The following is a 16,325-nucleotide window of genomic DNA, read 5'->3' on the forward strand; positions in this document are numbered from 1 at the left end:
GCACGCCAGTTTCAGGGGCTGTGGGTGGTTGAGGCGGCATGGATAACTGATGTGCAGAAAGGCCGGCCATGCTGCGCCTGAACCTGATGCTGCTGCTGGCCGTCATGGCGAGCGCCATTTTCCTGGTGCATACGCAGTATGAGTCGCGCCGGCTGTTCACCGAGCTGGACCGCTCGGTCAACGAGTCGCGCCGACTCGCGACCGAAAACCAGCGCCTGGAAGTCGAAAAGCGCGCCCAGGCCACGCCCCAGCGCGTCGAAAGCCTGGCGCGCGACCAGCTCAAGATGCATTCCGCCACGCCGGCCATCACGCAGTACGTGCAGGACAACGCCCGTTCGGAGGCCGCGCAATGACGCGCAGCGTGCTCTACACCTCCAGCCCCTTGCTCGCGAGCAAGACGCCGCTGTGGCGCAGCAAGATGATTGTCGCCATGCTGGCGCTGGGCTTCGTGGGTCTTGGGGCACGCGCGGCCTATGTGCAGGTGTTCGGCAATGATTTCTTCCAGCGCCAGGGTGAAGTGCGTTTTGCACGCACGCTGGAGCTGCCCGCCAACCGCGGCCGCATCCTCGACCGCAACGGCCTGATCCTCGCGTCCAGCGTGCCCGCGGCCAGCATCTGGGCGATTCCCGAGGACGTAGAGAAGGAAGACCCCGAAGTCCGGGCCAAGCTGCTGCAACTGGCCAAGCTGCTGGAAATGACCCCGGCCGCCCTGGATGCCAGGCTCGCCGACGAGGACAAGACCTTTGTCTGGATCAAGCGCCAGCTCGATTGGGACATCGGCGAGCAGATCAAGGCGCTGGCCATCAAGGGCATCTACCAGCGCAAGGAATACAAGCGCCAGTACCCCGAAGGCGAGCCCGCGGCCCACGTCGTCGGCTTCACCAATGTCGAGGACCAGGGCCAGGAAGGCATGGAGCTGGCGTTCAACAAGGAGCTCGGCGGCAAGGCCGGCTCGCGCCGCGTGATCAAGGACCGCATGGGCCGGGTCGTCGAAGGCGTGGGCGAGGAAGTGCCGCCCATGGATGGCCAGGACATCCAGCTGTCTATCGACAGCAAGGTGCAGTACTTCGCCTACCAGAAGCTGCGCGAGCAGGTGCTGGCCTTCAAGGCCAAGGCCGGCAGCGTGGTGGTGATGGACGCGCGCACCGGCGAGCTGCTGGCGCTGGCCAACTACCCGAGCTATGTGCCCGACAAGCGCAAGAACCTCACGGGCGAGCAACTGCGCAACCGCGCGATCACCGACGTGTTCGAGCCCGGCTCGACGATGAAGCCCATCACCATAGGCATCGCGCTCGAGACCGGCAAGTTCAAGCCCGACACGCCGATCGACACCACGCCCGGGCGCATCAATGTGACCGGCTCGACGATTTCCGACACGCACAACTACGGCCTGCTGACGGTGGCCGGTGTTATCCAGAAGTCGAGCAACGTCGGCACGACCAAGATTTCCCAGCAGCTCACGGCGCAGCAGATGTGGGAAGGCTTCTCGGCCGTCGGCTTTGGCCAGAAGCCGCAGATTGCCTTCCCCGGCGCGGCCAGCGGCCGCCTGCGTCCCTACAAGACCTGGCGGCCCGTGGAGCAGGCGACGATGTCGTACGGCTACGGCCTGTCGGCGAGCCTGCTGCAGATGACGCGTTCGTACACGGTGTTCGCCAACGACGGCCGGGTGATTCCCGCGACCATGCTCAAGCGCAATGAACCGCCCGTGGGCGTGCCCATCTTCTCCGAACGCACGGCCAACCAGGTGCGCCAGATGCTGGCGCTCGCGGCCGGCCCCGGCGGCACGGGCCAGAAGGCCCAGACCGTGGGTTACTCCGTGGGCGGCAAGTCGGGCACGGCGCGCAAGCAGGTCGGCAAGAACTATGCGTCGGGCAAGTACCGCGCCTGGTTCACGGGCCTGGCGCCCGTGGACAAGCCGCGCGTGATCGTCTCGGTGATGGTCGACGAGCCCACCGCGGGCAGCATCTACGGCGGCACGGTCGCCGCGCCGGTGTTCAGTGAAGTGGTCCAGCAGACGCTGCGGCTGATGGGCGTGCAGCCCGATGTGGCCGTGGTGCCCCAGATCGTCGCCAACCCGGTGGAGGAGTCGCTGTGAGTATTGTTCAACTGACATCTTCGCCAGAGGCCGTGCAATGGCTGCGCGGCCGGATCACGGGCCGGCTGCAGACCGACAGCCGCCAGGTCGCCAGGGGCGACGCCTTCATCGCCTGGCCCGGCGCGGCCACCGACGGCCGTGCGCATGTGGCCCAGGCGCTGGCGCGCGGCGCCGCGGCCTGCCTGGTCGAGGCCCAGGGCGTACAAGCCTTTGATTTCGCCGATGAACGCATTGCCGCGCTGCCCGATCTGAAGGCCGCGAGCGGCGAGATCGCGGCGCTCTGGTACGAGCGACCCAGCGAGCAGTTGCAGGTGCTGGCCGTCACGGGCACCAACGGCAAGACCACCACGGCCTGGTGGCTCGCGCATGCGCTGGCCCAGCGCGCGTTCGACGGCCGGCGCGGCTGCGCCATGGTCGGCACGCTGGGCGTGGGCGTGCCGCCCAGGCTCGAAGACACCGGCCTGACCACACCCGACCCGGTGCGCCTGCAGCGCGTGCTGCGCGACTACGTGGACGCGGGCGTGGCCGCCTGCGCGATGGAAGCCTCGTCGATAGGCCTGGCCGAGCACCGGCTCGCGGGCACGCGCATCCGCGTGGCGATCTTCACCAATTTCACCCAGGACCACCTCGACTACCACCTGAACATGGATGCCTACTGGCAGGCCAAGAAGGCGCTGTTCGACTGGCCGGGTCTGCAGGCTGCGGTGGTCAACGTCGACGACGCGCATGGCGCGCGTCTGTGGGCCAGCCTGCAGGCGCGCGATCTCGATGTGTGGAGCGTGTCCACCCAGGGCCCGGCGCGCCTGCAGGCCAAGGACATCAGCCTGGGCCGCGAAGGCCTGCAGTTCACCGTGATCGAGGACGCGCACAGCCATGTGCTCAAGACGCGCCTGGTCGGACAGTACAACGTCGCCAACCTGCTGGGCGTGCTGGCCGCGCTGCGCGCGCTGGGCCTGAGCCTGGACCAGGCCGTGCTCGCCTGCGACCAGCTCGAACCCGTGCCCGGGCGCATGCAGCAGATCGCCGAACCCGGCAAGCCACTGGTGGCCGTCGACTATGCACATACGCCCGATGCGCTCGAGCAGGCGCTCAAGGCCTTGCGGCCCGCGGCGCGCCAGCGCGGCGGGCGACTGTGGTGCGTGTTCGGCTGCGGCGGCAACCGCGATGCGAGCAAGCGCCCGCTGATGGGTGAAATGGCCCAGCGCCATGCCGACGGCGTGGTCGTGACCAGCGACAACCCGCGCGGCGAAGACCCGGACGCGATCATTGCCCAGATCCTGGGCGGCATGTCGCCGTCGGCAAACCTGCATTCGGAATCCGACCGCGCGGCGGCCATTGCCTACGTGCTGGCCCAAGCCGGCGCCAAGGACGTGGTGCTGATCGCCGGCAAGGGACACGAGGAATACCAGGAGAGCGCGGGCGTCAAGCGCGCGTTCTCCGACATGGCCCAGGCGCGTGCGGCGCTCGCGGCCCGAGAAGGAATGAAACGGTCATGATGACCCTGAACCAAGCGCTGGCCCTGATCCAGTCCCGGATCCCCCAAGCCCGCCTGATAGGCGACGGCGAAACCCTGCTCGCGCGCGTGCATACCGATACGCGCAGCCTGCAGCCCGGCGATCTGTTCGTGGCCCTCAAGGGCGAGCGTTTCGACGCCAACGATTTTCTGGCCCAGGCCCGGGACAGCGGCGCGGCCGCGGCCATTGCCCACCCCGGCCGCCTGGCCGAAGCCGGCCTGACCGGCATAGAAGTCGATGACAGCCTGGCCGCGCTGGGCGTGCTCGCCGCCCAGTGGCGCGCGCAGTTCGCTCTGCCTTTGATTGCCGTCACGGGCAGCAATGGCAAGACCACGGTCACGCAGATGATCGCCGCGATCCTGTCGGCCCAGGCGGGCGAAGCCGCGCTGGCCACGCGCGGCAATTTCAACAACGCGATCGGCGTGCCCTTGACGCTGCTGCGCCTCACGAGCGCGCACCGCCTGGCCGTGGTCGAGCTGGGCATGAACCATCCGGGGGAAATCGCCGAACTGGCAAGGATGGCGCAGCCCACGGTAGCGCTGGTCAACAATGCCCAGCGCGAGCACCTCGAATTCATGCACACCGTGCAGGCCGTGGCCGAGGAAAACGGCAGCGTGCTCGCGGCGCTGCCCGCCGATGGCGTGGCGGTGTTCCCCGCCGGTGAGGAATTCACGCCTGTGTGGCAGGGCCTGGCGCAACCGCGCCAATGCCTGCTGTTTGGCGACCAGGAGCATGGCGCCCAAGTCCATGCGCTGGAGGCCGCCTGGGAGCAGGGCGCCTGGCAGGTGCGCATCGCCACGCCCGCGGGCGCGTTCGACGCGCGGCTGCAGATCGCGGGCCGGCACAACGTGCGCAATGCGCTTGCGGCCACGGCCTGCGCGCTGGCCGCGGGCGTGCCGCTGGCGGCGATTGCCGCGGGCCTTGCCGCTTTCGTTCCCGTGACCGGCCGCTCGCGCGCGTTCAGCGTGCAGCTCGCGGGCCGCGGCATCACGGTGGTCGATGACAGCTACAACGCCAACCCCGACTCGATGCGCGCCGCGATCGACGTGCTGGCCGAGCTGCCCGCACCGCGCTGGCTGGTGATGGGCGACATGGGCGAAGTCGGCGACCAGGGCCCGCAGTTCCACGCCGAGGCCGGCGCCTATGCGCGGGAACGGGGTATAGAGCGCGTGCTGGCGCTGGGCGCGCAAAGCACGCACGCGGCCGCGGCCTGCGGCAGTGCGGCGCAACATTTCGAAGACATGGCAGCGCTGCTTGCAGCGGTGCGCGAAGGGCTGCCCGCGGTGGGCAGCCTATTGATCAAGGGATCTCGGTTCATGAAGATGGAACAGGTGGTGCAGGCCGTCCAGGCCTGCGCGGACACGAACAGCGCAGCATCGGAGGCCGCATGCTGCTGATGCTTTTTCAATGGTTGCAAGGTCTTTCGCCGGAATTCGGTTTCCTGCGCGTTTTCCAATACCTGACGCTGCGCGCCGTGATGGCCGCGCTCACCGCGCTGGTGATCGGCCTGGCGGCCGGCCCGCGCGTGATCCGCCTGCTGGCGTCGCTGAAGATAGGCCAGCCCATCCGTGGTTACGGCATGGAGACCCATCTGGCCAAGAGCGGCACGCCCACCATGGGTGGCGTGCTGATCCTGCTGTCGATCGCCATTTCCACGCTGCTGTGGTTCGAGCTGTCGAATCGCTTTGTCTGGATCGTGCTGTTGGTGACGCTGGGCTTTGGCGCGATCGGCTGGGTCGATGACTGGCGCAAGGTCGTCAACAAGGACCCCGAAGGCATGCGTTCGGGCGAGAAGTATTTCTGGCAGTCGGTGATCGGCCTGCTGGCCGCGCTCTACCTGGTGTTCAGCATCTCCGAAAACAGCAACGTGCAGGTGTTCGAGCTGTTCATCCGCTGGGTGCAGTCGGGCTTCTCGATGGACCTGCCGCCCAAGGCCGGCCTGCTCGTGCCGTTCTTCAAGGAAGTCAGCTACCCGCTGGGCGTGCTGGGCTTCGTGATCATGACCTATCTGGTGATCGTCGGCGCGAGCAATGCGGTCAACCTGACCGACGGCCTCGACGGCCTGGCGATCATGCCGGTGATCATGGTCGGCTCGGCACTGGGCGTATTCGCTTATGTCACGGGCAGCGTCAACTTCTCCCGCTACCTGCTGTTTCCGCATATTTCCGGTGCCGGCGAACTGCTGGTGTTCTGCGCCGCCATGGCCGGCGCGGGCCTGGCCTTCCTGTGGTTCAACGCCCACCCGGCCCAGGTGTTCATGGGCGACGTCGGCGCGCTCGCGCTCGGCGGCGCGCTGGGCACCATCGCGGTGATCGTGCGCCAGGAAATCGTGCTGGCCATCATGGGCGGCATCTTCGTGGCCGAGGCGGTGTCGGTGATGCTGCAGGTGGTCTGGTTCAAATACACCAAGAAGCGCTACGGCGAAGGCCGGCGCCTGCTGAAGATGGCGCCGCTGCACCACCATTTCGAGAAGAGCGGCTGGAAGGAGACGCAGGTCGTGACGCGTTTCTGGATCATCACCATGCTGCTGTGCCTGATCGGCCTGTCGACGCTGAAACTGCGATGAATACGCCTGAATTCACACCTGTACCCACCGACGCCGCGGCGCCGGTCGAGCCCGTGCACGCGCCCGTGGCTGATGGGTCGGCGCTGCCGCCGGTGCAGGACGCCGCGTCTGTGGAGCCCGAAGCGGTGATCGAGCCGGCGCCCGCGGCCCGCGAAGCAACGGCGGCCGCGCAGCTGCACGCCCCGGCAGCGCCCGTGCCGCCGCTGTCCAGCCTGCATGCGGCCGAAGATGCCGCGGCCTTCGTCGCGCAGATCTTTGCCCAGGTGGCCGCGCCGGCCTCCGAGTCCGAGTTCGACGCCGACACGGTGACGCAGGCCGCCCAGCCCGAAGCCGCCCCCGAATTGCCGCCCGTGCCCGCGGGCTGGCCGCAGGCGGCGGATTTGCAGGAACTGCCGTTCGCGGGCCAGCAACTGCTGGTGCTGGGCCTGGGCGCTTCGGGGCTGGCGATGGCGCGCTGGTGCGCGCGCCTGGGCGCCCAGGTGACCGTGGCCGATACGCGCGAAGCGCCGCCGCAGTTGGCCTTGCTCGCGCAGGAGCTGCCCCAGGTGCGCTTCGTCGCCGGCGCATTCGATGCGTCCTTGCTCGACGGCCAGAATTTTTCGGCCGTCTACCGTTCTCCGGGCCTGAGCCCGCAGCAGCTCGCGCCCGTGCTCGAAGCTGCCCAGGCCCAGGGCCTGTGCCTGGGCGGCGAGCTCGATCTGTTCGCACTGGCCTTGCAGGCCCTGGCCCAGTGCCATGGCTACCAGCCCGCGGTGCTGGCCATCACCGGCACCAACGGCAAGACCACGGTCACCTCGCTCACCGGCCAGCTGCTCGCGCATGCGGGCAAGTCGGTGGCCGTGGCCGGCAACATCGGCCCTACGCTGCTCGACACGCTGGCCGGCCATATCGACGCCGACACACTGCCCCAGGCCTGGGTGCTCGAGCTGTCGAGCTTCCAGCTCGATGCGGCCACGGGCTTCTCGCCCACGGCCGCAGCCGTGCTCAACATCAGCCAGGACCACCTCGACTGGCATGGCAGCGTCGAAGCCTACGCCGCTGCCAAGGCGCGTATCTTCGGCGACGGCCTGATGGTGCTCAACCGCGAAGACCCGGTCGTGATGCAGATGCTGCCCGCGCCCACGCGCGTCAAGCTGCAGCGCCCGCAGGAGCGCGTGCATCTCACATTTGGCGGCGACATGCCGCGCCGCCCGGGCGACTTCGGCATCGAAGTCGTCGCCGGCATGGCCTGGCTGGTGCGCGCCCTCGAAGCCGACGAAACCGGCAAGCGTGCCAAGGCGCCCCAGGACGACCTGCATTTCCAGCGGCTGATGCCCGCCGATGCGCTGCGCATTCGCGGCCGCCACAACGCGATCAATGCGCTGTCGGCGCTGGCGCTGGCCTGCGCCGCGGGCTGCGCGCTGGGCCCCATGCTGTACGGCCTTCGTGAATACCGCGGCGAGCCGCACCGCGTCGAGCCCGTGGGCGTGGTCGGCGAAGTCGAGTTCTTTGACGACAGCAAGGGCACGAACGTGGGCGCGACCGTGGCCGCGCTCACCGGCCTGGGCGCCGACCGCCGGCTGGTGGTGATCATGGGCGGCGAAGGCAAGGGCCAGGATTTCTCGCCGCTGGCCTCGCCCGTGGCGCGCTATGCGCGTGCCGTGGTGCTGATCGGGCGCGACGCGCCGCTGATCCGCGCGGCGCTCGAGGCCAGCGGCGTGCCGCTGCTGGCGGCCGACTCGATGGCCCAGGCTGTCGCGCTGGCCCAGGCCCAGGCGCGGCCCGGCGAAGCGGTGCTGATGTCGCCCGCCTGCGCGAGCTTCGACATGTTCAAGGACTACGAAGACCGCGCACGCCAGTTCGTGCTGGCGGTCCAGGGGCTGGCGCAGGACGCCGGCCATGACCTGGAGGGCTGGGTGTGAGCGCCGCCTCGATCACGCAACGCCTGGGCGCCTGGTTTGGCGGCCTGTCGGAAAAGGCCGTCGATGTGCTGCCGGTGCGCGTGGGCGGGCCGCAGTACCGCCGCCCGACGGTCACGCCGGCGAGCGTGCTGGGCCTGGACCAGGCGCTGATCTGGATGGTGATCGGCCTGCTCGCCTGGAGCGTCGTGATGGTGTACTCGGCGTCGATCGCCATGCCCGACAACCCGCGCTTCGGCAAGATCGCTCCCACCCATTTCCTGCTGCGCCACAGCATGTCGATCGCCATGGCGTTTGTGGGCGCGCTGCTCGCCTTCCAGGTGTCGATGGCGACCTGGGAGCGCATGGCGCGCAAGCTGTTCCTGGTCTCGCTGGTGCTGCTGGTCGCGGTGCTGATCCCGCATGTGGGCACGGTGGTCAACGGCGCGCGCCGCTGGCTGTCGCTGGGCATCATGAATTTCCAGCCGTCCGAGCTCGCCAAGTTCGCGGTGCTGATCTATGCGGCCGACTACATGGTGCGCAAGATGGCCGTCAAGGAGCGCTTCTTCCGCGCGGTGCTGCCCATGGGCGCGGCCGTGGTGGTGGTCGGCGTGCTGCTGCTGGCCGAGCCCGACATGGGCGCGTTCATGGTGATCGTGGTGATCGCGATGGGCATCCTGTTCCTGGGCGGCGTGAACGCGCGCATGTTCTTCCTGATCGCGTTCCTGGTGGTGGTGGCCTTCGTCATCATGATCGGCTTCTCGGAATGGCGGCGCGAGCGCATCTTCGCCTACCTCAACCCCTGGGACGAGAAACACGCGCTGGGCAAGGGCTACCAGCTGTCGCACGCGCTGATCGCGATCGGCCGCGGCGAAATCTTCGGCGTGGGCCTGGGGCGCAGCGTGGAGAAGCTGCACTGGCTGCCCGAAGCGCATACCGACTTTCTGCTGGCCGTGATCGGCGAGGAGTTCGGCCTGATCGGCGTGCTCACGCTGATCATCATGTTCCTCTGGATCACGCGCCGCATCATGCACATCGGCCGGCGCGCGGTGGCGCTGGACCGGGTGTTTTCCGGCCTGGTCGCGCAGGGCGTGGCCGTCTGGATAGGCTTTCAGGCCTTCATCAACATGGGGGTGAACCTCGGGGCGCTGCCGACCAAGGGGCTGACGCTGCCGTTCATGAGTTTCGGCGGCTCGGCCATCCTGATGAATCTGGTGGCGCTGGCCGTGGTGTTGCGCGTGGATTACGAAAACAAGGAACTCATGCGCGGAGGACATCCATGAGCAGGACCGCATTGATCATGGCCGGCGGCACCGGCGGCCACATTTTCCCCGGCCTGGCCGTGGCCCAGGCGCTGCGCGAGCGCGGCTGGCAGGTGCACTGGCTGGGCGCGCCGGACAGCATGGAGTCGCGCCTGGTGCCGGCCCAGGGCTTCACGCTGGAGACCATCGCTTTCTCGGGCGTGCGCGGCAAGGGGCTGGTCACGCTGGCGCTGCTGCCCTTGCGCCTGCTCAAGGCATTCTGGCAGGCGCTGGCCGTGGTGCGCCGCGTCAAGCCCGACGTGGTTGTCGGCCTGGGTGGCTACATCAGCTTTCCCGGCGGAATGATGGCCGTGCTGGCCGGCAAGCCGCTGGTGCTGCATGAACAGAATTCGGTCGCGGGCATGGCCAACCGCGTGCTCGCCGGCGTCGCCGACCGCGTCTTCACGGCGTTTCCCAAGGTCTTCGCCAAGGGCCAGTGGGTCGGCAATCCGCTGCGCCCGGCGTTCACGCAGCAGCCGCTGCCGGCCGCGCGCTTCGCGGGCCGCAGCGGCCCGCTGCGCCTGCTGATTGTCGGCGGCAGCCTGGGCGCGCGCGTGCTCAACGAGGTCGTGCCGCAGGCGCTGGCCCTGATTCCCGCCGACCAGCGCCCGCAGGTGCTGCACCAGAGCGGCGCCACGCAGATCGAGGCGCTGCGCGCGAACTACGCGGCCGCGGGCGTCGAAGCCACGCTCACCCCCTTCATCGACGACACCGCGCAGGCCTTTGCCGACGCCGATCTGATCGTCTGCCGCGCGGGCGCGAGCACCGTGACCGAGATCGCCGCCGTGGGCGCGGCCGCGGTCTATGTGCCGTTTCCGTCGGCCGTGGACGACCACCAGACCACCAATGCCCGCTTCATAGTTGACGCCGGCGGTGGATGGTTGCTGCCCCAGGGAGAACTGGGCGCGGAAATGTTGTCCAATATGCTACAAAATATGCAGCGCTCCACGCTTTTGGAGCGCGCAGAACAAGCGAAGAACATGCAAAAGATTGAGGCGACCACCGCGGTGGTGCGCGCGTGCGAGGAGTTGGCCGCATGAAACACGCCATCCACCACATCCATTTCGTTGGTCTCGGCGGCTCGGGCATGAGCGGTATCGCCGAAGTGCTGAACAACCTCGGCTACCGTATTTCGGGCTCCGACCTGGTCGACAGCCCCAGCCTGCAGCGCCTCAAGGGCCTGGGCATCACCACCTGCGTAGGCCATGCTGCCAAGCACATCGAGGGCGCGGACGTCGTCGTGACGTCCACGGCCGTCCAGGCCGACAACCCCGAAGTGCTGGCCGCGCGCGCGAAGAAGATTCCCGTCGTGCCGCGCGCGCTGATGCTCGCCGAGCTGATGCGCTTCAAGCAGGGCATCGCGATCGCGGGCGCACACGGCAAGACCACGACCACCAGCCTGGTGACCTGCGTGCTGGCCGAGGCCGGGCTGGACCCGACCTTCGTCATCGGCGGCAAGCTCAACAGCGCGGGCGCGAATGCCCAACTGGGCCAGGGCGACTACATCGTCGTCGAAGCCGACGAGTCGGACGCCTCGTTCCTGAACCTGCTGCCAGTCATGGCCGTGGTCACGAACATCGATGCCGACCACATGGAAACCTACGGCCATGACTTCGGCAAGCTCAAGAGCGCGTTTGTCGATTTCCTGCACCGCATGCCGTTCTACGGCCGGGCCGTGCTGTGCGTCGACAGCCCCGCGGTGCGCGACATCCTGACCAGCGTCGCGCGCCCCATGACCACCTACGGCTTCAGCGAAGACGCCCAGGTGCGTGCCGTCAACGTGCAGGCGCGCGGCGGCGAGATGCATTTCACCGTGCGCCGCGAAGGCCAGCCGGGCAACGGCACCTACCCCGACCTGGACGTGGTGCTGAGCCTGCCGGGCGAGCACAACGTGCTCAATGCGCTGGCGGCCGTGGCCGTGGCGATGGAGCTCGAGATCGACGACGCCGCGCTGCTGCGCGCGCTGCTCAACTTCAAGGGCGTGGGCCGGCGCTTCCAGCGCTACGGCGAGCTGCCCAGCCGCGACGGCGGCCGCTTCAGCGTCATCGACGACTACGGCCACCACCCGGTCGAAATGGCGGCGACGCTGGCTGCGGCGCGCGGCGCGTTTCCCGGCCAGCGGCTGGTGCTGGCATTCCAGCCCCACCGCTACAGCCGCACGCGCGACTGCTTCGAGGATTTCGTCAAGGTCATAGGCGGCGCCGACCTGGTGCTGCTGACCGAAGTCTATGCGGCCGGTGAAGCGCCCATCGTGGCCGCCGACGGCCGCTCGCTGGCGCGCGCGCTGCGCGTGGCCGGGCGCGTCGAGCCGGTGTTCGTCGAGAACGTCGCCGATCTGCCCCAGGCGATCGTCGACAACGCGCGCGCCGGTGATGTCGTGCTGTGCATGGGCGCGGGCTCGATAGGCGCCGTGCCGGCCAAGGTCGTGCGGATGACGGACCAGAGTGAACAGCCAGTCGAAGAGAAAGTCGGGATATGAGCGGATTGGACGCGAAAGCGAATATGGATATCGATGTGGGCGCACTGGGCAAGGTCGCGGTGCTGATGGGCGGGCGCTCGGCCGAGCGCGAGGTCTCGCTGATGTCGGGCGGCGGCGTGCTGGCCGCGCTGCGCGCGCGCGGCGTCGACGCGCATGCCTTCGATCCCGCCGAGCGCGACCTGTCGGCGCTCAAGGCCGAAGGCTTTGCGCGCTGCTTCATCGCGCTGCACGGCCGCTACGGCGAGGACGGCACGGTGCAGGGCGCGCTGGAACTCCTCGACATCCCCTACACCGGCCCGGGCGTGATGGCTTCGAGCATTGCCATGGACAAGATCATGACCAAGCGCATCTGGCGCTTCGAAGGTCTGCCCACGCCCGACTGGCGTCTGGTCGCCAGCGCCGAGGAAACCAGCCAGGCGCTGGCCGTGCTGGGCGCGCCGATGATCGTCAAGCCCGCACGCGAAGGCTCGACCATTGGCCTGACGAAGGTGATGAGCGTCGAGGAGTGCGCCCAGGCCTATGCGCTGGCTTCGCAGTACGACCCCGAAGTGCTGTGCGAGCAGTTCATCGATGGCGACGAGACCACCTGCCCGGTGCTCGAAGGCGCGGGCCAGGTCCAGGCGGGCCGCGCCCAGGCGCTGCCCGTGATCCGCATCGTCGCGCCCGAAGGCAACTACGACTACCAGAACAAGTATTTCACCGACACCACGCAGTACCACTGCCCCAGCGGCCTGCCCCAGGCCGAGGAGCATGAGATCCAGCGCCTGGTCGAGAAAGCCTTCCGCACGCTGGGCTGCCGCGGCTGGGCGCGCGCCGACATCATGATCCGCGCCAGCGATCGCCAGCCGTTCCTGCTCGAGATCAACACTTCGCCCGGCATGACCAGCCATTCGCTGGTGCCGATGGCGGCACGCGCCAGCGGCATCAGCTACGAAGACCTGTGCCTGCGCATACTGGCCAGTGCCGCTCTGGATGGAGGCGCTGGCCGACCATGAAGCGCACGCTGCCCGCTCCGCTCGACGTCAAGCTCATGAACGTGACCGCCACGGTCCTGTTCCTGGGCTGCGCCGCGCTGTTGCTGGCGGCGGCGAGCTGGTGGGTGGTGCGCCATCCCGCATTTTCGATCAGCCGCATCGTTGTCGAGGGCGAGCTGGTGCACAACAACGCGGTGACGCTGCGCGCCAATGTGGCGCCGAGCCTGACGGGCAATTTCTTCACCATCGACCTGGGCGCGGCGCGCGCGACGTTCGAACAGGTGCCCTGGGTGCGCGAGGCCCAGGTGCGCCGCGAATACCCGAACAGCCTGCGCGTCGAGCTGCACGAGCATGTGGCCGAAGCGTTCTGGGGCCCGGACACGGGCGCGGAAATGGTCAACAGCTTCGGCGAAGTGTTCGAGGCGAATATCGGCGAAGTCGAGCGCGAAGGCATTCCGCGGCTGCAGGGGCCGGCGGGCACCTCGCAGCAGGTGCTGCAGGTCTACCGCATGCTCGCGCCCGCGCTCGCGCCGCTGTCGCTGGAAATCGACGAGCTCACGCTCAACGAGCGCGGCAGCTGGAAAGCGCGCCTGGCCAATGACGCCCAGGTCGAGCTCGGCGGCGGCACGGTCGAACAGGTGTTGCAGCGTGTGCAGCGTTTCGCGCGCACGCTGGCCACCGTGACGGCGCAGTACCAGCGCAAGGCCGATGCACTCGAGTCGGTGGATTTGCGTTATGAAGACGGCTATGCGCTGCGGCTGCATGGCGTGAGCACAGTACAGGGCAAGCTGCCTCCTCCCCGTCCCAAACCCCAGCCCAAGCCGGCTGCGGTCCGGCGCTAAGGATGAAGGCATATGCAACAGAACGACAAGACGGGACCAACTGAGGGCGGACTCTGATATGGCAAGAGAATACAAAGATGTGGTCGTCGGGCTGGACATTGGCACCGCCAAGGTCATGGCCGTGGTGGCCGAAGTGCTGCCCAACGGCGAACTCAAGCTCGCGGGCCTGGGCGTGGCCCCGAGCAACGGGCTCAAGCGCGGCGTGGTGGTGAACATCGACGCCACGGTGCAGAGCATCCAGCTCGCGCTCAAGGAGGCCGAGCTGATGGCCGACTGCAAGATCCAGCGCGTGTGCACCGGCATCACCGGCAGCCATATCCGCGGGCTCAATTCCAGCGGCATGGTGGCCGTCAAGGACAAGGAAGTCACGCCCACCGATGTCGCGCGCGTGGTCGAAACCGCGAAGGCGATCAACATTTCCTCGGACCAGCGCCTGCTGCTGGTCGAGCCGCAGGAATTCGTGATCGACGGCCAGGACGTGAAGGAGCCTATCGGCATGAGCGGCATACGCCTCGAAGCCAAGATCCACATCGTCACGGGCGCGCAGAGCGCGGCCGAGAACATCATCAAGTGCGTGCGCCGCTGCGGCCTCGAAGTCGAGCAGCTGCTGCTCAACCCGCTGGCCTCGAGCCAGGCGGTGCTGACCGACGACGAACGTGAACTGGGTGTGGCCGTGGTCGATATCGGCGCGGGCACGACCGACGTCGCGATCTTCACCGGCGGCGCGATCCGCCACACGGCCGTGATTCCCATCGCCGGCGACCTGATCACCAGTGATATCGCCATGGCGCTGCGCACGCCCACCAAGGACGCCGAGGACATCAAGGTCGAAAGCGGCTACGCCAAGCAGTTGCTGGCCGACCCCGACAGCCAGGTCGAAGTGCCGGGCCTGGGCGACCGCAGCCCGCGCATGATCAGCAAGCAGGCGCTGGCCGGCGTGATCGAGCCGCGCGTCGAGGAAATCTTCTCGCTGGTGCAGCAGGTCATCCGCGAATCGGGCTACGAGGAAGTGCTGTCGTCGGGCATCGTGATCACGGGCGGCAGCTCGGTCATGCCCGGCATGGTCGAGCTGGCGGAGGACATCTTCCTCAAGCCCGTGCGCCGCGGCATCCCCAAATATTCGAGCGCTTTGGCCGACATGGTGGCGCAGCCCCGGTCGGCAACGGTGATGGGTTTGCTCGATGAAGCCAGGCTTGCGCGCCTGCGCGGTTTCAAGGTGGCACAAAAGAGTGGGTCGATGAAGACTGCTTTTGGCCGTTTCAAAGACTTCATTGTGGGAAACTTCTAGCCATGAGCGCCTATCGATTGCGCATTACCGGCCCGCCCACGGATGTCCGAATACCCAGTGATTCCAGGATTTCCCTTTTAACGGCCGTGACCCCCAATAGCAAAGTTTCAGGAGCAGCAACATGACCATCGAAATGATCGAAGCCGAAGAGTTCAACCAGGGCACACAGATCAAAGTGATCGGTGTGGGCGGCGGCGGCAGCAACGCCGTCGAGCACATGATTGCCCGCAATGTGCAGGGCGTGGAATTCGTCTGCGCGAACACCGATGCCCAGGCATTGATCCGCAGCGCTGCCCACCGCACCATCCAGCTCGGCCAAAGCGGCCTGGGCGCGGGCTCCAAGCCCGAAAAGGGCCGTGAAGCCGCCGAAGCCGCCGTGGAAGACATCCGCGCGGCCATCGACGGCGCGCACATGCTGTTCATCACCGCCGGAATGGGCGGCGGCACCGGCACCGGCGCCGCACCCGTGATCGCGCGCGTGGCCAAGGAAATGGGCATTCTCACGGTGGGCGTGGTGACCAAGCCTTTCGACTGGGAAGGCGGGCGCCGCATGACCAACGCCGACAACGGCCTCAACGAGCTCGAAGCCAATGTCGACTCGCTGATCGTGGTGCTCAACGAAAAGCTGCTCGACGTGCTCGGCGACGACATCACGCAGGACGAAGCTTTCGCCCATGCGAACGACGTGCTGAAGAACGCCGTCGGCGGTATCGCTGAAATCATCAACGAATACGGCCAGGTCAACGTCGACTTCGAAGACGTGCGCACCGTGATGGGCGAGCCCGGCAAGGCGATGATGGGCACGGCCACGGCCGCGGGCCCCGACCGCGCGCGCATCGCCGCGGAGCAGGCCATTGCCTGCCCGCTGCTCGAAGGCATAGACCTGTCGGGCGCCAAGGGCGTGCTGGTGCTGGTCACCGCGTCCAAGGGCAGCCTCAAGCTGTCCGAGTCGCGCCTGGCCATGAACACCATCAATGCCTACGCTTCGCCCGATGCGCACGTGATCTTCGGCGCTGCCTATGACGACAGCCTGGGCGAGGAAATCCGCGTCACGGTGGTCGCGACCGGCCTGGCCCGCCCCAATGCACGCCGCCAGAACATGGCCGTGCTGCAAGGCGGTCTGCGCACCGGCACCGACAACCTGAGCTACCAGATGCCCACGGCCAACATGGGCAGCGCCCAGGGCGCGGGCGGCACGGGCCACAGCACCGACTTCGGCAACATGGGCAACATGTCCGTGCCCAGCGTCTGGCGCACCAACCGCACCCAGGCCGCAGCGCGTGTGGACGCACTGGCTTCGGGCGGCATGGAAGACCTGGAAATCCCCGCCTTCCTGCGTAAACAAGCGGATTAAATAGCTCCCCACGCTCCGCCGCTGCGCGGGTCGCT

The 16,325-nt window shown here is 67.8% G+C and carries 13 protein-coding genes; all 13 read left to right on the forward strand.

The genetic code is table 11. The features are described from left to right. Positions 1–68: 68 nt before the first annotated feature. The 13 genes from ftsL (at position 69) to ftsZ (ending at position 16,290) form a co-directional block, all read left to right on the forward strand. On the forward strand, positions 69–353 hold the full coding sequence (ftsL, locus tag GVL12_RS09640) for a cell division protein FtsL (RefSeq protein ID WP_159913265.1): 285 nt from the start codon (positions 69–71) through the stop codon (positions 351–353). Beyond that, entirely contained in the window at positions 350–2,095 is a 1,746-nt protein-coding gene (locus tag GVL12_RS09645) for a penicillin-binding protein 2 (protein ID WP_159913267.1), read from the forward strand. Before ftsL ends, GVL12_RS09645 begins: the two co-directional genes overlap by 4 nt. Beyond that, positions 2,092–3,591 carry a UDP-N-acetylmuramoyl-L-alanyl-D-glutamate--2,6-diaminopimelate ligase gene (locus GVL12_RS09650; protein ID WP_159913269.1) on the forward strand — a complete coding sequence of 500 codons (1,500 nt, stop codon included), beginning with the start codon at positions 2,092–2,094 and terminating at the stop codon, positions 3,589–3,591. The genes GVL12_RS09645 and GVL12_RS09650 overlap by 4 nt, the downstream gene beginning before the upstream one ends. Further along, the gene (murF, locus tag GVL12_RS09655) at positions 3,591–5,006 is read left to right on the forward strand and encodes a UDP-N-acetylmuramoyl-tripeptide--D-alanyl-D-alanine ligase (RefSeq protein WP_200843631.1); all 1,416 of its coding nucleotides are present in this window, start codon (positions 3,591–3,593) and stop codon (positions 5,004–5,006) included. Before GVL12_RS09650 ends, murF begins: the two co-directional genes overlap by 1 nt. Further along, positions 4,997–6,175 carry a phospho-N-acetylmuramoyl-pentapeptide-transferase gene (mraY, locus tag GVL12_RS09660; protein WP_159913273.1) on the forward strand — a complete coding sequence of 393 codons (1,179 nt, stop codon included), beginning with the start codon at positions 4,997–4,999 and terminating at the stop codon, positions 6,173–6,175. The genes murF and mraY overlap by 10 nt, the downstream gene beginning before the upstream one ends. Next, on the forward strand, positions 6,172–8,076 hold the full coding sequence (gene murD / locus GVL12_RS09665; RefSeq protein ID WP_159913275.1) for a UDP-N-acetylmuramoyl-L-alanine--D-glutamate ligase: 1,905 nt from the start codon (positions 6,172–6,174) through the stop codon (positions 8,074–8,076). Before mraY ends, murD begins: the two co-directional genes overlap by 4 nt. Next, complete coding sequence (ftsW, locus tag GVL12_RS09670; protein ID WP_159913277.1) at positions 8,073–9,335, forward strand: putative lipid II flippase FtsW; 1,263 nt, start codon at positions 8,073–8,075, stop codon at positions 9,333–9,335. The genes murD and ftsW overlap by 4 nt, the downstream gene beginning before the upstream one ends. Beyond that, the gene (murG, locus tag GVL12_RS09675; RefSeq protein ID WP_159913279.1) at positions 9,332–10,393 is read left to right on the forward strand and encodes an undecaprenyldiphospho-muramoylpentapeptide beta-N-acetylglucosaminyltransferase; all 1,062 of its coding nucleotides are present in this window, start codon (positions 9,332–9,334) and stop codon (positions 10,391–10,393) included. Before ftsW ends, murG begins: the two co-directional genes overlap by 4 nt. Further along, complete coding sequence (gene murC / locus GVL12_RS09680) at positions 10,390–11,832, forward strand: UDP-N-acetylmuramate--L-alanine ligase (protein ID WP_159913281.1); 1,443 nt, start codon at positions 10,390–10,392, stop codon at positions 11,830–11,832. Before murG ends, murC begins: the two co-directional genes overlap by 4 nt. Positions 11,833–11,855: 23 nt before the next feature. Further along, positions 11,856–12,827: a D-alanine--D-alanine ligase gene (locus tag GVL12_RS09685; RefSeq protein WP_200843646.1), complete on the forward strand. Its 972-nt coding sequence runs from the start codon at positions 11,856–11,858 to the stop codon at positions 12,825–12,827. Next, a complete protein-coding gene (locus GVL12_RS09690; RefSeq protein ID WP_159913285.1) occupies positions 12,824–13,648 on the forward strand; it encodes a cell division protein FtsQ/DivIB in 825 nt (274 codons plus the stop codon). The genes GVL12_RS09685 and GVL12_RS09690 overlap by 4 nt, the downstream gene beginning before the upstream one ends. Positions 13,649–13,706: 58 nt before the next feature. After that, entirely contained in the window at positions 13,707–14,936 is a 1,230-nt protein-coding gene (ftsA, locus tag GVL12_RS09695) for a cell division protein FtsA (protein WP_159913287.1), read from the forward strand. Positions 14,937–15,069: 133 nt separating this feature from the next. Further along, positions 15,070–16,290: a cell division protein FtsZ gene (gene ftsZ, locus GVL12_RS09700; protein WP_200843647.1), complete on the forward strand. Its 1,221-nt coding sequence runs from the start codon at positions 15,070–15,072 to the stop codon at positions 16,288–16,290. Positions 16,291–16,325 lie beyond the last annotated feature (35 nt).

The organism is Pantoea sp. 18069 (assembly GCF_902706035.1).
Classification (GTDB): Bacteria; Pseudomonadota; Gammaproteobacteria; order Burkholderiales; family Burkholderiaceae_C; genus Comamonas.

Coding starts and splice junctions, on each gene's coding strand:
- ftsL (WP_159913265.1), top strand. CDS start 69: ATGCTGCGCCTGAACCTGATGCTGCTGCTGGCCGTCATGGCGAGCGCC.
- GVL12_RS09645 (WP_159913267.1), top strand. CDS start 350: ATGACGCGCAGCGTGCTCTACACCTCCAGCCCCTTGCTCGCGAGCAAG.
- murF (WP_200843631.1), top strand. CDS start 3,591: ATGACCCTGAACCAAGCGCTGGCCCTGATCCAGTCCCGGATCCCCCAA.
- mraY (WP_159913273.1), top strand. CDS start 4,997: ATGCTGCTGATGCTTTTTCAATGGTTGCAAGGTCTTTCGCCGGAATTC.
- murD (WP_159913275.1), top strand. CDS start 6,172: ATGAATACGCCTGAATTCACACCTGTACCCACCGACGCCGCGGCGCCG.
- murG (WP_159913279.1), top strand. CDS start 9,332: ATGAGCAGGACCGCATTGATCATGGCCGGCGGCACCGGCGGCCACATT.
- murC (WP_159913281.1), top strand. CDS start 10,390: ATGAAACACGCCATCCACCACATCCATTTCGTTGGTCTCGGCGGCTCG.
- GVL12_RS09685 (WP_200843646.1), top strand. CDS start 11,856: ATGGATATCGATGTGGGCGCACTGGGCAAGGTCGCGGTGCTGATGGGC.
- GVL12_RS09690 (WP_159913285.1), top strand. CDS start 12,824: ATGAAGCGCACGCTGCCCGCTCCGCTCGACGTCAAGCTCATGAACGTG.
- ftsA (WP_159913287.1), top strand. CDS start 13,707: ATGGCAAGAGAATACAAAGATGTGGTCGTCGGGCTGGACATTGGCACC.
- ftsZ (WP_200843647.1), top strand. CDS start 15,070: ATGATCGAAGCCGAAGAGTTCAACCAGGGCACACAGATCAAAGTGATC.